Source organism: Immundisolibacter cernigliae, from assembly GCF_001697225.1.
Classification (GTDB): Bacteria; Pseudomonadota; Gammaproteobacteria; order Immundisolibacterales; family Immundisolibacteraceae; genus Immundisolibacter; species Immundisolibacter cernigliae.
This window is the reverse complement of sequence record NZ_CP014671.1, coordinates 1987106-2001702: the sequence shown is the minus strand read 5'-3', so window position 1 is coordinate 2001702 and position 14597 is coordinate 1987106. Positions and strand designations below refer to the sequence as shown.

The following is a 14597-nucleotide window of genomic DNA, read 5'->3' as shown; positions in this document are numbered from 1 at the left end:
ATAAGCTAGTGCGCCGACGCGTCCGATCCAAGGCTTCGGGTCATGACCGCCACTTGGCCGAGACAGTGGCCCCGGAATAGTGATCGTAGACGTGAGCATACGCCCGCGCCATCTTTTCGGCCCGCAAGTCGCGCGTGTACTGCGCCGGCAGCCGCCGCATCTCCGTCCGGAGCGTCTGCATCACCGCCGCTTTCGCCTGCTGCTTCTCGCGCCAGTCGAGCACCAGTTTTTCCCGCTTCAGCGTCGCCAGCAATTCGCGGCACACCTTCTTGACCTCGGCCTCCTCGGCCTTGGTCAGCACCGGCTCTGGCTTGGTCAGGATGTCGAAAAGCGCCAGCTCTTCCTCGCTCAGGCCCTCGGCGATGCCGCGCTGTTCCTCGGCGGTCAGCGCCGCGACAAAGTCCTTGAGCCCGTCGAAGAATTCTTCGACGTTGCGGCTGCCGGCGTTGTACTCGTCGATCAGCTGCTGGAACTTCTCCGCCAGATCGATGCGCGAGCCGTTCACCGCCAGCATCTGCGCCAGCCGGCCCTCGATCAGCCGCTTCAGTTTCTCGGCCTCGGTGCGCTGGTGGCCCTGAGCGAACTTGGCTTGCAGTGCGGCGAAGTCGATCTCCGACAGGTTGACCAGCGCCTCGGGCCGGCTGGCCGGGCCGATGTGATAGCCCTCGGTGGCGATGGAATCGTTCAGCAGGGCTTCGACATCACCCATCACCGCCGAGATGTCGGGCGGCTCGCCCAGCGCCTGAATCTTCGCCGCCAGATAAGCCACCAGCACCGCCAGCGGCGCCAGCGCGTTGGCCGCGGCGTCGGGCAGGATGGCCTTGAACAGCCGCGCCACGCGGCTGGCCAGTTGCAGGTAGTGCTTCTTGTCGGCCTCGCTGGCCAGCAGGGCCTCCACCGCGTCGTCGATCAGGCCGATGCGCGCGAAGCCCTGCGCCTTGGCGATCGCCTCCAGCCGCACGCCGCGCGCGCCGGCAAACAGCACGGTTTCGTCCAGCGTCGCTTGCAGCGCAGCCACCAGCTCGGCCTTGTCCAGAATCGGCCCGCCTTCATGGCCACCCTCGGAGCCGCCACCGGCCGCCGGCCGGGCATAGGTGGCCAGCGCGTTCTGCAAGGCGCGGAAGATGCCCACGTAGTCCACGATCAGGCCGCTCTCCTTGCCCGGCGCCACACGGTTGGCGCGGGCAATGGTCTGCATCAGCGTGTGGGCGCGCATCGGCTTGTCGAGGTACATGGTCGAGCAGGTCGGCACGTCGAAGCCGGTGATCCACATGGCGCATACGAACACCAGCCGCAGTGGGTCGGCCTCGTCCTTGAATTTCTCGTCGAGCGCTTCCTTCAGTAGCCGCTGGCGGTGCGGCACGATGTCGAGCCCTTTGGCCTTGAGGTCTTCCACCTCGTTCTGGCCCTGGCTCACCACAACGGCCATGTCGGTGGTTTCCATCAGGCGGATGCGGGCGATCAGCGCCTCGCGGGCGTCACCCTGGGCAGACTCCAGCGCCTGTTTCAGCCGCGCAATCTGCGCCCGCCAGTGCGCCTGCACCTTGTCGTACATGCGCACCGCGGTGGCCTTATCGATGCACACCATCATCGCCTTGCCGCGATAGCCGCGGCCGGTGAAGTGCGCCACCACATCCTTGGCGATGGCCTCCAGCCGATCCTCGCGGGTGATGATGTGGTACTCGCGGCCGAACTCGCGCTCCAGCTTTTTCTCCTGCGCCTCGTCCAGCTCGGCGGCTTCGAGCAGCGCCTCCAGGTCGCGGTTCAGGTCCTGGTTGGTGAGCTGCACCTCGGGGATGCGGTTCTCGTAGTACAGCGGCACCGTGGCGCCGTCCTCGATGGAGCGGGCGAAGTCGTAGACGCTGACGTAGTCGCCGAACACCTCGCGCGTGCGTTCCTCCTCGCCCTTGATCAGCGGCGTGCCGGTGAAGCCGATGAAGCCGGCGTGGGGCAGCGCGTTGCGCATGTTCAGCGCAAAGATGTCGTACTGGCTGCGGTGCGCCTCGTCGGTGATGACGATCACGTCGGCGCGCTCCGACAGCAGCGGGTAGGGCTGCCCCGGCTCGTTCCGGAACTTCTGGATCAGCGTGAAGATGTAGCGCTCGTTGCCGCGCAGCAGCTCCTTCAGGTGTTCGCCACTGGTGGCGCGCACGTCCTCGCGGGGCGTCGCGCCGGTGGCCTTGAAGGTCTTGGCGATCTGATCGTCCAGCTCCTCGCGGTCGGTGACGATGACGAAGGTGGCACTGCCCAGCACCTTGCGCAGCACCTTCTGGGTGAAGAACACCATCGACAGGCTCTTGCCCGAGCCCTGTGTGTGCCAGAACACGCCCAGGCGCTTGCGCTCCAGCCTCTCGGTCTCGCGCAACTCCACCAGCCGCGCGATGGATTTGTTCACGCCCAGGAACTGGTGGTTCTTGGCCACCTTCTTGATCAGCCCGCCCTTGCCCTCCTCGAACACCGTGAAGTTCTCGATGTAATCCAGCAGCCGCGCCGGTTCCAGCAGCCCGCGCAATGCGCGCTCCAACGAGACCTTGCCGGCCTCGGCCTCGTCATCCACGCGCTTCCAGTCGAAGAAGTGCTCCCAGGCGCTGGTCAGCGTGCCCACGCGGGTGTCCGAGCCGTTGCTGAGCAGGATGAACGCATTGGGGTGGAACAACTGCGGCACCGACTGGCCGCGGTAATCGCGCAGGTTGTCATCGAAGGCACTTTTCAGCGGCACCGCTGGCTTCTTCAGCTCGATGAACACCAGCGGCAGGCCGTTGACGAAGGCCAGCAGATCGCAGCGGCGCCGGTACATGTCGCCGGCCACCCACATCTGCGAGGCCAGGAAGAACTGGTTGTTGGCCGGCGTGGCCCAGTCGATGACGCGCAGGGTCTCGGTGCTGTGCCCGCCATGCTCGTCGGGCACCTTCACCTTCACGCCGTCCTTCAGCAGCCGGTAGAAATCGCGGTTCGCATTGACGGCGATCTGCTTGGAGCGGTCCTGCGCGAGCTGCTCGACAGCTTGCGTGTAGGCGTCGGCCGGCAGATCGGGGTTCAGCGCCACCAGCGCCGCGCGCAGGCGCCGCGTCAGGATGACCTGGGTTTCGCTCTCGCGCCCCTCGCTGCCCTGCGCGCCGAAGGTCTCGGCGTACAGGTTCTTGAAACTCCAGCCCAGCGAGGTCAGCAGCTCGATTGCCGGCATCTCGACCAGCGCCAGCTCGCCGTAGCTGGCGGAGACGTCGCGCGCGACATGCTTCGCGCCTTGGCTCGAATCAGTGCTCAATCGCCGCCCCTATCCAAAATAAATCACTGTTTACTCAATAAGTTGGTGTGATTTCGCAGCCTCGGATTGGATAAATCCTTGGCTAAGCCCCGGCTTCGGCCGCCAGCCTATCCAATCCAGCCGGCAACAGCCGCCACACGGCCCCCGGCCCGAACTGACAACGCCAGTTCGGCAACTGACTTTTCATAACGCAAACACGTATATATAAATCAATACGTTGGTTTCGATATGCCGCGATTGAACTGACAAACTGGCCATGTCCTGCCCTGGTTTCAGCGCCCGGCTGTCAGTTCATACCGGCGGCCGCCGGCCTCACCCAGCGGAGTCAGCAGGCCGGCCTGCACCATCGCCGCCAGCTCGCTGCGCAGGGTGCGCTCCGGGATCTCCGCCCCGATGCGGGCGTGAATCTCACCCCGTTTGGACCGGCCGTAGATTCCCAGGTCACGCAGCACCAACTCGCGCAGCCGGTGCCGCTCGATGCCGCGCAGGCTGGTGCGGCCGCGGTACTGGGTGGCCTTCAGCACCTCCGGGTTGACGCGGTAGTTGGTGCCTTTGGTACGCCCCTGTGTCAACACCAAGCCAAAGTCCAGCAGGCGGCCGAGCCAGGGCCGCAACTCGTCAGCATTGCGCAAAGCCAGTGCCTTGGCCAACTGCGCAGCCGTGATGGCCTCTTCCTGGGCGATCAGGCCCAGCGCCGTGCGCTCGCGAGGCTGCAACTGGTAGCTGCTGTCGGCCTTGCCGATCAGGTCGATCACCTCGGGGTGTGCGATGCGCCGCTGCACGGTCACGGTCACGCGGTCGTCGCCTTCCTCCACCTTCGGGCCGGGCCGTCCGCTGGCGAGCAACTGCTCGTACAGCCGGTCGTAGCCAGAGCCCTCGCGCTCCATCAGCTTCAGGTCGTAGAACACCTGGGCCAGGTGGTCGTTGCGCTTGCGGCTGGTGTGCAGGATGTTGGCCGCTGTCACGCCCAGCGGCAGCAGGCCGGGGTTGTGCACCTCCAGCCGGTCGGGGAACAGGTTGATGAAGATGTCACCGCCCTGGGTGTAGGGCCGGTGCACCAGGGCGTTGGCCAGCAATTCGCGCACCACCACCTCGTCAAAGTGCGGCACGTTCTTGCGGAACAGCCCGTCGGGGAACTCGTAGCTGTCCTGCCAGTCGGGCACCTCGCGCCACACGGCGTCGATCAGCTCCTGCGGGTTCAGGCTGTAGTCGTCCCACACGCGCTTGAAGACCTTCAGGCCCTGCTCGTCGAAGCGGATGCACTGGATCACGGGCGCATGGCGCAGCACCGCACGGTCCGGCCGCTGGCCCAGCCACAGCACCCCCAGGTTGGTCAGGCGATCGGCGTCGGCCATCAGGTAGTGGTCCAGCAACTCGGCGTCGCTCTTGATCTTGACTCGGGCGCTCACCCGATCCGACGCCCGAATGCCCTGCACGAAGTCGCGCAGCTTGTCGGCGTCCACCCGGCTGCGCGGCACTTGGCTCTGGGGCTGCGCCTCCCAGACGAAGGCCGACTTGTCGCCGGCCAGCCGCGCCAGATCTTCGGGCATGAGGGGCCTCGACTCGTCACCCACGCGCAGGTAGTAGCGCCCGTCAGACGTGGCCGCCACCGCCTGCCGGGACGCAAACACCTGCAGCTCGATCCATTCGCCGCCGTTGGGGGCCACCTGGCGGGTGGCGGCCACGGCCACATTCAGCGTCAGCGTGGGGATGCGCTTGTTCAGGCGCATCACCTGTTCATCGGTGACGCGCTGCCCGGGCGGCGGGTGCGCGGCATCGTTTTCCACGCCGATGGCCAGCCGGCCGCCGCTGGCGTTGGCCATGGCCACGCAATCGGCCGCCAGCTCGCGCAGGCCACGCTCTCCGTCCCGCAGCACCCGCAGCGACTTCTTGTCGAAGAGCTGGCCTTCTTCGCTCATGCAGCGACGGTCTCCGGTTCGGGCAGCGCCGACACGTCCAGTTCGCCGGAGATGAGCTTGGGGAGGAGGAGGTCGCGGGTGGTGCGGAGGTTGGTGTTCTTGAGCTGAAGTGCAGCGACGAGACGCATCATCGGCTCCGCGATGCGATCGAACTCGATCACGAGGCTGTCGGAGGGCTTCAACACCTTCGCGTTCTCAAACTCCTCTGTACCGACTGCCGGATACGCAGCGCCCTTTGCATGATTCACCAGATACGAAACGAAGTCGTCAGTGGTCACGCACTGGTAGATGAATGACGAAGGCGCCGACGCTGGCGAGAGCACGGCGAAGCCTGTCGAAACCAGTAGATTCGGCTCCGGGTTCAGCACCAGCGCGTAGGACTTGCGGTTCGGCCGCACGCAAGCCCAGATCACGTCGCCATCACGGACAATCCGCCGCGCCCGGCCCGGAGCGTCTGCGAACAGCATCGGCTCCTTGTTGTCGATGCTGCCGGTGGACACCGATGAGATGTCCACATATCGAATCTCGGTCGGCTCCGCACCGCGCCGCACGCTGCGGGCGTTGACCTCGGCAAGCTGCCCGAGCGTCGCCACTCCCCACCCCTCCGGCACCAACCCCAACTCGGACTCGACCATCCGCACGCCCTCGTGGCCGGGGAAGCGGAAGCGGACGAACCACTCCTCGTAGATGCGCCGGGCCATCTCTTCCAGGATCGCGATGCGCCGCGTGTTGTTCTCGATCAGGTCGTCGTAGGCGGAGAGGATCGAGGCGATGCGACGCTGCGCGCCCAAGTCTGGAAGTGCAACCTTGACGGCATAAATTCTCTCGGGCGCAGTGTGGCGCACGGTAGCCCCGGTAGCCGACGCTTTGATCTGCTCGCGAACGTGATTGTGGTTCAGCAGATGATAGAGAAACCGACGGTCGATCAAGTCTTCCTTCAGTTCAACGACCTTGCCCAAGCGTTGGTTGTGCAGGTAGCGATCTGACTCGGGCACAACCGCCGGGCTACCGAGGATGCGGGCAGACTGCGTCAGGTCGGTCATTGCAATCAGCAGGTCACCGCGCCCGAGCACGAAGGGCGGTGGAAAGTCGCCCACGTAGTACTTCTCCTTCTCGCCTTTTAGCTTCAGGCCACCCGAAGGCTCAAAGTTTCCTGGCGTGAGCAGGACATAAGGCCCATCGTCAGCGAAGTACTCTCCCTTAAAGGCGTAGCCGTGCTTGATGCGCAGCACATCGCCAAGAGTGAGGGTTCGCCATGTCGCCGTCATCAGACACGCTCTAGAAGTGAGGCAACATTGGCCGCGATGACCGTTTCTAGAGTCCTTGCCTCGCCCGTCAAACTCTCAAGCTCTTCGTTCAGTTCCTCCAACCGCTCAAGGAAGTCGAACTCGTCGGCCGCACGAGCACCGACCCCCACGTATCGGCCGGGGTTCAAGCTCCAGCCCTGAGCCTTGATCTCGTCCAGCGTCGCTGCCTTGCAGAGCCCCGCCACGTCGGCATACCGACCACCCGAAAAACGCTCGGCCAACGCGGCCTTGCTGCCCTGCTCGAACTCCGGCGTCTCGCCGCGATACAGCCGCACAACGTTGGCCAGGTACTCCAACTGCTCCGGCGTGAACTCCCGGATCGCCCGGCTCACCTGCTTGAAGAACGGCCGCGCATCCACAAACAGCACCTTGTCCTTGCGCGGCCCGCGCGCCTTGGCCCGGTCGAAGAACCACAGCGTGCAGGGCAGCGTGACGGTGTAGAAAAAATTGCTGCCAACGCTGACGATGACGTCCACCGCGCCGGACTGGATCAGCTTCTTGCGGATCTCCAGCTCGCTGCCGCGCGCGTCGCCGGCCGAGTTGGCCATCACGAAGCCGGCGCGGCCGTTCTCGTTCAGGCTGGCGGCGAAGAGCTGGATCCACAGGTAGTTGGCGTTGTCCGTGCTCGGCAGGCCGAGCGCGAAGCGGGGGTCGTCCTTCAGCCGGTCCTTGTCCACGCCGGAGACGTTGAACGGCGGATTGGCCATCACGAAGTCGAAGCGGCCGAGCGCCTTGTGCGGGTCTTCGTAGTAGGTGTTGGCCTCGCGCACGTCGCCGGACAGGCCGTGCACCGCCAGGTTCATCTTCGCCAGCTTGACGGTATCGCTGGCCTTCTCGGTGCCGAACACGGTCAGTTCGCGGGTGGCGTTCTTCTGGTGGCGCTGCACGAAGGCGGCGGACTGCACGAACATGCCGCCCGAACCGCAGGCGGGGTCGAAGATGCGGCCGTGGAAGGGCTGCAGGATCTCGACGATCAGCCGCACGATGCTGGTGGGCGTGTAGAACACGCCGCCCTTCTGGCCCTCCTTGAGCGCGAAGTTGCCCAGGAAGTACTCGTACACCTTGCCGAAGGCGTCGCCCTCCAGGTCCAGGGAGCTGAGCAGGCGCAGCAGTTCCACCAGCGTGGCGTTGGGCAGCAGGTTGTAGCCGCGCGGCAGCACGCCTTGCAGCTCGGGGTTGTGCGCTTCCACCAGCTCCATGGCGGTGGCGATGGCGCGGCCCAGGTTGGCGCCCTCGGTGAGCGTGAGCAGGTGCGAGAAACGCGCCTGCAGCGGCAGGTAGAGCACGCCCTCGGCCTGGTAGTCCATGGCCTCGCGCTCATCGGGCGCGAGGCCTTTGGCGTCCAGCAGCTGCTCGGCTTCGCCAAAGCGCTTGTCGGCGTAGCGCAGAAAGATCAGGCCGAGAACCGGGGTGGAGAACTCGGCGGGCTTCAGGCCCGTGTTGGCCCAAAGCTGGTCGGCGGCGGCCCACAGGCGGTTTTCGATGGCGACGAGGTCGGATGCCATGGGCTGTTGTTATTCCGGGCGGGACAGCGCGCAAGTATTGTCGATGCGGCCTTATTTCCCAATGCAGAAGCTGGCGAAGATGCGGCCGAGTAAATCGTCGCTGCTGACCTGGCCGGTGATTTCACCCAGCGCCTGCTGGGCCAGGCGCAGTTCCTCGGCGGCCAGTTCCGGGCCGGCGCCGGTGGCGAGCAATTCGGCGCTGCGGGTGGTCGATTCGGCCGCCTGACGCAGGGCCTCGACGTGCCGGCGGCGGGCGCTGAACTGGCCCTCGGTGCCGGCAAAGCCGGCCGCTTCGCGGATGCGCGCGCGCAGCAGGTCCAGGCCCGCGCCGCTGCGCACGGACAGGTACACGTCGGTCCAGCCGCCCGCGGACTCGGTGCGGGGCGGCTCGCCGGTCAGGTCGATCTTGTTTATGACGCGCGTCAGGGCGCTGGCCTGCGCCAGCAGCTCGGGCGGCGGCGGCTGCGGCGCGCTGGCCTCGGTGACGAACAGCAGCTGATCGGCGCGGGCGATCTCGGCCCGCGCGCGGCGCATGCCTTCCTGCTCGATCGGGTCGTGGCTGTCGCGCAGGCCGGCGGTGTCGACCAGGTGCAGCGGCAGGCCGTCGATGGCCAGGTACTCGCGCAGCACGTCGCGCGTGGTGCCGGGGATGGCGGTGACGATGGCCGCCTCGCGCTCGGCCAGGGCATTCAGCAGGCTGGACTTGCCGACGTTGGGCGCGCCGGCCAGCACCACGCTGATGCCCTCGCGCAGCAGGCGGCCCTCATCGGCGCGGCCGACCAGAGCGCGCAGGTCATCTGCCAGACGCGCGGCATCGGTGGCCAGGCGGCCATCGGCCAGCAGGTCGAGTTCCTCGTCCGGAAAGTCGAGCCCGGCCTCGATCTGCACGCGAAGCTCGATCAGCCGCTCGGACAGCGCGCCGATCTGCCGCGAGAACTCGCCGTCCAGGCTGCGCAGGGCGGCGCGCGCGGCGGCCGTGCTGGCGGCGTCGATCAGATCGGCAACGGCCTCGGCCTGGGCCAGATCCAGCTTGTCGTTAAGGAAGGCGCGCTGGCTGAACTCGCCCGGCGCGGCCTGACGCGCGCCCAGCGTGAGCACGCGCGCCAGCAGCATGTCCATGACCACCGGCCCGCCGTGGCCGTGCAGCTCGACCACGTCCTGCCCGGTGAACGAGTGCGGCGCGGGAAAGTACAGGCACAGGCCCTGATCGATGGGCTGGCCGTCGGCGTCGCGGAAGGTGGCGAGCCGGGCGTGGCGCGGCGGCGGCAGGCGGCCGGTCAGTGCGCTGCAAATTGCCGTCGCCGCCGGACCGGACACTCGCACCATGCCGACACCGCCGCGGCCCGGCGGGGTGGCGATGGCGGCGATGGTGTCCGTGGGTGCGCTCAGGCCGCGGCCTTGCGCTCCAACTGGCGGTTGATGAACCACTGCTGGGAGATCGACAGCACGTTGTTGACGAACCAGTACAGCACCAGTCCGGCCGGGAACAGGGCGAAGAACACCGTGAACACCAGCGGCATGGCCAGCATGATGCGCCGTTGCATGGGCTCCATGCCGATCATGGGCGTCATGCGCTGCTGCAGGAACATCGACACGCCCATCAGCACCGGCAGCACGTAGTAGGGATCGGCGCCGGACAGGTCACGAATCCACAGCGCGAAGGGCGCGTGGCGCAGCTCCACGCTCTCCAGCAGCACCCAGTACAGCGCGATGAACACCGGAATCTGCACCACGATCGGCAGGCAGCCACCGAGCGGGTTGATCTTCTCGGTGCGGTACAGCTCCATCATTTTTTCGTTCAGCTGCTGGCGGTCTTCCTTGTAGCGCTCGCGCAGGGCCATGATCTTGGGCTGCACCTTGCGCATGTGCGCCATGGACCGGTAGCTGGCCGCCGACAGCTGGTAGAACGCCAGCTTGATCAGCAGCGTGACCAGGATGATGGCCACGCCCCAGTTGCCGACGAAATTGTGGATGGTGCGCATCAGCCAGAACACCGGCTGCGCCAGCACGGTCAGCTTGCCGTAATCGACCGTCAGGGCCAGGCCGGGGGCGACGTCTTCCAGGCTGTCCTGCGCCTTGGGGCCGGCGTAGAGGCGGGTTTCCCAGCTGGCGGTCTGGCCCGGCTCGACGCTGAGCGGGCCGGCGATGCAGCCGGCCAGGAAGCGCTCGTCCGCCAGCGCCTTCGTGTAGCAGTTCTGGGCCTGGCCCTGGGTGAGCAGGAATGCGGCCAGGAAGTAATGCTCGGAAAGGCCCACCCAGCCGTCGCTGAGCGTGGTCGCCAGCGGCGCCTTGAGCATGTCGTCGTAACCGATCTTGCGGTACTTGTCGGCGGCGCTGTAGTACACGGCGCCCTGGAACGAGGCCGGCATGAAGATGCTGCCCTGGGCATCGGCGCCTTTCCTGCGCATCAGCTGCGTGTACGGCTGGGCCTGCCAGGGCTGACTGCCGGTGTTGCGCACCTCGTAGCGCAGCCCGATGTCATAACGGCCGCGAGCGAACCGGTAGACCTTGCGCACCTCGATGCCCGAGCCGGCATCGGTCCAGGACAGCGGCACTTCCAGCGTGTCGGCGCCGGGCGCGAGCTGATAGCTGTTGGCTGCGGCGGTAAACGTCGCCTGATGATCCGGTGCGCGGCCGGCTTCGGCCGACAGCAGGCCGGTCTGGGACTCGAACAGCCGCGGCGGGGCGACATCCAGAATGCTGTAGGGCGGGGCGTCCGGCCCGGCGTGGGCGCGGTAGGCGGTCAGGTCCAGGCGCGTGATGTCGCCGCCGGCGGTATCGATCTGCACGTTCATCACGTCGGTGCTGACCGCGACCGGCGTACCGGAGGGGCGCGCCGCCGGCGGTGCGACAGGCCCGGCCGCGGCCGCCGGAGCGCCCGGAACCGGCGCGCTCTGGCTGACCGCCGGTGTCGGCAGCGTGCCCTGTTCAATGGATGGCGGCTGCACCGGCTGCGGCCGTTGCGCCTGCCAGGCCTGGTAGATGAAAAAGGTGATGACCAGCAGCAGGGTCACCAGCACGAGCCGCACGGTTTCCATGGTAATTCCGGTTGATTCAGCGACAGGCGGGGCGGGGCGGCCAGTGCTCGGGCACCGCATCGAGCCCACCCGGATGCCAGGGATGGCAGCGCAGCACGCGCCTCATCGCCAGCCAGCCGCCCCGCCAGGCGCCGAAGCGGCGCACCGCCACCACGGCGTAGGTCGAGCAACTGGGATGAAACCGGCAGCGGCGCCCCAGGAACGGGCTCAGCAGAATTCTATAGGCGTGCAGCAGGCCCAACAGCAGGCGCCTCACGGGGCTGACTCCACAAGCAGCTCCAAGGCCGCATCAACCTCGGCGTGGGCGATTGCCGCGCTGTGCACGCGCAGCACGATGTCGGTCGCCGGCAGGCGGTGTTGGCGCTGGCGAAATGCCTCGCGCGTCCAGCGCCGGATGAGGTTGCGGCGCACCGCGTGGCGAACGCTGCGTTTTGGAATGACCAGCCCGAGCCGGGCCAGCCCGATGTCGTTGCGCAGCGTGATCACTTCAAGCCCCCCCAAGCGCTGGCGCCGGCCCCGCCGGAACACATCCTGGAACTGCCGGGGGTCAGCAGACGCTGCTGGCGGGTAAACCGATAAGCCGTGGGGGACGGGTCAGCCAGAATCAGACGCAGCTGATGCGGTGACGGCCCTTGGCGCGACGGGCGTTCAACACCTTGCGTCCACCAACAGTGCGCATGCGGGCGCGAAAACCATGCGTGCGGGCGCGATGCAGGTTGCTGGGTTGATAGGTGCGTTTCATGGCCGCGTCATCCAAAAAGGGCTGGCAAAAAGGGGCGGAAGCATAACGGCCGGGCCTACACCCGGTCAACCGGTAAAACGACCACGCGCGGCGCATCGGCGACGCTGACAGGCGTAAACTGGGCGACCGCACCGGCGCACAGAACCCGGATCGGTTTTCCGTCGAGGGCTCCCTTGAAGAATACCTGGCAGGGCTGTCTCGCCCAGCTCGAGAGCGAGCTGTCGCCACAGCTTTTCAATACCTGGATCCGGCCGCTGCAGGCGAGCCTGGTCAACGGCACGCTGCGCCTGCTGGCTCCCAATCAGTTCGTGTTGGAACAGGTCAGCGGCCAGTTCCAGGAGCGCATTCGGGAGCTGGTGGCCGAACGCGGCCTGAATCTGACGCTGGAAATCGGCAGCAGCGTCGCGCAGCCGGAGCCAATCCAGACGCCACCCAACGGCGCCGCGACGCCGCAAAAACGCAAGCGGCAGGCGGCGCCGGCTGTGGACCCGGCACTGCAGTTCGATGCCTTCATCGAGGGCAAATCCAACCGGCTGGCCCGCGCCTCGTCCCTGCTGGTCAGCGAGAACATGGGGGGTCTGTACAACCCGCTGCTGCTGTACGGCGGTGTGGGTCTTGGCAAGACGCACCTGCTGCACGCGATCGGTAACGCCGTGCTCGCGCAGCGCCCGCAGGCCCGGGTCGTCTATGTATCCGGCGAACGGTTCGTGTCGGACATGGTTTCGGCGCTGCAGCAGAACAGGATCGACGCGTTCAAGACCTACTACCGGAACCTCGACCTGCTGCTGGTGGATGACATCCAGTTCCTGGCCGGCAAGGAGCGCTCGCAGGAAGAGTTCTTCCACGTGTTCAATTCGATGCTGGAGAGCAAGAACCAGCTGGTGATGAGCTGCGACCGTTATCCGCGTGATATCAAGGGCCTGGAGGACCGCCTCAAGTCCCGCTTCGGGTGGGGACTGTCGGTTGCGGTCGAGCCGCCCGACATGGAAACCCGCGTCGCCATCTTGCTGAGCAAGGCCGATCTGGCCAAAAAGACCGTGCCCCAGGACGTGGCGTTTTTCATCGCCAAGCGCGTGCATTCCAATGTGCGAGAGCTCGAAGGCGCGCTGCTGACGGTCATCGCCTATGCCACGCTGACACATGCGCCAATCAGCCTGGAACTGACTCGCGAGGCCTTGAAGGACATCATCAAGGCGCAGGATCGGCAGGTGACCCTCGAGTCCATCCTCAAGGCGGTAGCGGAGTATTACCGGCTGCGCGGCAGCGACCTGACGGCTCGCAGCCGCAAACGCAACTTCGTTCGCCCGCGCCAGGTGGGCATGGCGCTGGCGAAGGAGCTGACCTCCTGCAGCCTGCCGGAAATCGGCGCCGCGTTCGGCGGCCGAGATCACACCACGGTGCTGTATGCCTGCGAGCGGGTCACGGAACTGCGCCGCGACGACGAGTCGATCGCGGCGGACTACATCAATCTTCGACACATCCTGACCAGCTGAAAACCTGTGGATAAGCCTTGGACAGCGGGTCGGGAAAGCGTGGTCAACGGCGGCCGTCAGGGACTGTTTACCGTGTCTGTTGTTTTTTTACATCGCCAGAAATAAATTCAACTCATTGATATACATTGATTATTTTTAGTTACCCAGTTTTCCACAGCATTAATACTAATAAGCTTTAAATATTCAATACATGGAACTTAATCGAGGTCGACCATGAAGATCAGCGTGGAACGCAACCAGCTTCTGACACCCTTGCAGGTTGCGCATGCGGTGGTCGAGCGCCGCCAGACGCTGCCGATCCTGGCCAACGTGCTGCTGACCGCTACCGAGCATGGGTTTCGTCTGTCCGCGACCGATCTCGAGGTCGAGCTGTCGGTTCCCGGCAAGCTCGACAAATGCGTTGCTCCGGGAGCAACGACGCTACCGGCGCGCAAGCTGCTCGATCTGTGCCGCGCCCTGCCCGATGGCACGCTGCTGACGATCGATGCCAGCGGTGATCGGGCCACGGTTCGTGCTGGTCGGTCGCGGTTCAGTCTCAGTACCTTGCCGGCGGCGGAGTTTCCGGGAATCGATGTCACGGGAGATGAGCTGGCGCTCGAATTGCCGCAGCGGGATCTGCGACGTGCCATCGAGGCGACGCACTTCGCCATGGCGCAACAAGACGTGCGCTATTACCTGAACGGCATGCTGTTCGAAATCAATGCCGGCAAGGTGCGGCTGGTGGCGACCGACGGTCATCGCATGGCGATAACGGAGTTGCCACTCGAACTGGCACCCGAACTGAATCGGCGCATCATCGTGCCGCGCAAGACGGTCATCGAGGCCCTTCGGCTTTTGGGTGATGACGAGGCCCCTGCGCGGCTGTGTGTCGGTGTGGATCACCTGACCTTGTCGGCCGCGGACATCGTGTTCAAGTCGAAGGTAATCGACGGCAGTTTTCCTGACTACGAGCGGGTTGTGCCCCGCAATCAGGACAAGGTGCTCGATATCGACCGTCTGGCGTTGCGCGATGCCCTGAACCGCGTGGCCATCTTTGCGAACGAGAAGTACCGCTCCGTACGCCTGCAGCTGGAACCGAATCTGTTGCGTCTTTCGGCAAACAATGCGGAAAACGAAGACGCCGAGGACGAACTTGAAGTCGATTACGCCGGGGCCAACCTCGAAATCGGTTTCAACGTCAGCTACCTGATCGATGTGCTGACGGCCCTGCGCAGCGAGTCGGTGCGGCTGCACCTGTCGGATCCGGGCAGCAGCTGCCTTCTGACGGAGCCGGCTGGCGGGTTCAACAGGTACGTCATCATGCCGATGCGGCTGTAGAGGAAATCGAT

At 65.8% G+C, this 14597-nt stretch carries 11 protein-coding genes; 2 read left to right on the top strand and 9 right to left on the bottom strand.

Annotated features, from left to right (window positions below):
* Nucleotides 1-40: 40 nt before the first annotated feature.
* The 9 genes from PG2T_RS09455 to rpmH form a co-directional block, all read right to left on the bottom strand.
* A complete protein-coding gene (locus PG2T_RS09455; RefSeq protein ID WP_068808071.1) occupies nucleotides 41-3184 on the bottom strand; it encodes a type I restriction endonuclease subunit R in 3144 nt (1047 codons plus the stop codon).
* 353 nt (nucleotides 3185-3537) lie between these two features.
* The gene (locus PG2T_RS09450) at nucleotides 3538-5184 is read right to left on the bottom strand and encodes an ATP-binding protein (protein WP_068804520.1); all 1647 of its coding nucleotides are present in this window, start codon (nucleotides 5182-5184) and stop codon (nucleotides 3538-3540) included.
* A complete protein-coding gene (locus PG2T_RS15545; protein WP_075968167.1) occupies nucleotides 5181-6452 on the bottom strand; it encodes a restriction endonuclease subunit S in 1272 nt (423 codons plus the stop codon). The genes PG2T_RS09450 and PG2T_RS15545 overlap by 4 nt, the downstream gene beginning before the upstream one ends.
* Nucleotides 6452-7996 carry a type I restriction-modification system subunit M gene (locus PG2T_RS09440; protein ID WP_068804518.1) on the bottom strand — a complete coding sequence of 515 codons (1545 nt, stop codon included), beginning with the start codon at nucleotides 7994-7996 and terminating at the stop codon, nucleotides 6452-6454. The genes PG2T_RS15545 and PG2T_RS09440 overlap by 1 nt, the downstream gene beginning before the upstream one ends.
* Nucleotides 7997-8047: 51 nt before the next feature.
* Nucleotides 8048-9385 (bottom strand): tRNA uridine-5-carboxymethylaminomethyl(34) synthesis GTPase MnmE, encoded by a 1338-nt coding sequence (gene mnmE / locus PG2T_RS09435; RefSeq protein ID WP_068808065.1) that lies wholly within the window; start codon nucleotides 9383-9385, stop codon nucleotides 8048-8050.
* Nucleotides 9382-11034: a membrane protein insertase YidC gene (gene yidC, locus PG2T_RS09430; protein ID WP_068804516.1), complete on the bottom strand. Its 1653-nt coding sequence runs from the start codon at nucleotides 11032-11034 to the stop codon at nucleotides 9382-9384. The genes mnmE and yidC overlap by 4 nt, the downstream gene beginning before the upstream one ends.
* A 16-nt stretch (nucleotides 11035-11050) precedes the next feature.
* Nucleotides 11051-11290 carry a membrane protein insertion efficiency factor YidD gene (gene yidD / locus PG2T_RS09425; protein WP_068804513.1) on the bottom strand — a complete coding sequence of 80 codons (240 nt, stop codon included), beginning with the start codon at nucleotides 11288-11290 and terminating at the stop codon, nucleotides 11051-11053.
* Nucleotides 11287-11520, bottom strand: a complete 234-nt coding sequence (gene rnpA / locus PG2T_RS09420; protein WP_236953235.1) for a ribonuclease P protein component — start codon at nucleotides 11518-11520, stop codon at nucleotides 11287-11289. Before rnpA ends, yidD begins: the two co-directional genes overlap by 4 nt.
* A gap of 118 nt (nucleotides 11521-11638) precedes the next feature.
* On the bottom strand, nucleotides 11639-11776 hold the full coding sequence (gene rpmH / locus PG2T_RS09415; protein ID WP_068804510.1) for a 50S ribosomal protein L34: 138 nt from the start codon (nucleotides 11774-11776) through the stop codon (nucleotides 11639-11641).
* 173 nt (nucleotides 11777-11949) lie between these two features.
* On the opposite strand from rpmH, the gene dnaA reads away from it, so the two are divergent.
* Entirely contained in the window at nucleotides 11950-13269 is a 1320-nt protein-coding gene (gene dnaA / locus PG2T_RS09410; RefSeq protein WP_068804509.1) for a chromosomal replication initiator protein DnaA, read from the top strand.
* A gap of 213 nt (nucleotides 13270-13482) precedes the next feature.
* Nucleotides 13483-14586, top strand: coding sequence for a DNA polymerase III subunit beta (dnaN, locus tag PG2T_RS09405; RefSeq protein ID WP_068804508.1), 1104 nt, complete (start codon nucleotides 13483-13485; stop codon nucleotides 14584-14586).
* Nucleotides 14587-14597: the final 11 nt, after the last annotated feature.

What these genes read in the sequence shown, in the direction of transcription:
- PG2T_RS09455 (WP_068808071.1), bottom strand. Translation starts at nt 3,184, where the DNA reads ATGCCGGCAATCGAGCTGCTGACCTCGCTGGGCTGGAGTTTCAAGAAC.
- PG2T_RS09450 (WP_068804520.1), bottom strand. Translation starts at nt 5,184, where the DNA reads ATGAGCGAAGAAGGCCAGCTCTTCGACAAGAAGTCGCTGCGGGTGCTG.
- PG2T_RS15545 (WP_075968167.1), bottom strand. Translation starts at nt 6,452, where the DNA reads ATGACGGCGACATGGCGAACCCTCACTCTTGGCGATGTGCTGCGCATC.
- PG2T_RS09440 (WP_068804518.1), bottom strand. Translation starts at nt 7,996, where the DNA reads ATGGCATCCGACCTCGTCGCCATCGAAAACCGCCTGTGGGCCGCCGCC.
- yidC (WP_068804516.1), bottom strand. Translation starts at nt 11,034, where the DNA reads ATGGAAACCGTGCGGCTCGTGCTGGTGACCCTGCTGCTGGTCATCACC.
- rpmH (WP_068804510.1), bottom strand. Translation starts at nt 11,776, where the DNA reads ATGAAACGCACCTATCAACCCAGCAACCTGCATCGCGCCCGCACGCAT.
- dnaN (WP_068804508.1), top strand. Translation starts at nt 13,483, where the DNA reads ATGAAGATCAGCGTGGAACGCAACCAGCTTCTGACACCCTTGCAGGTT.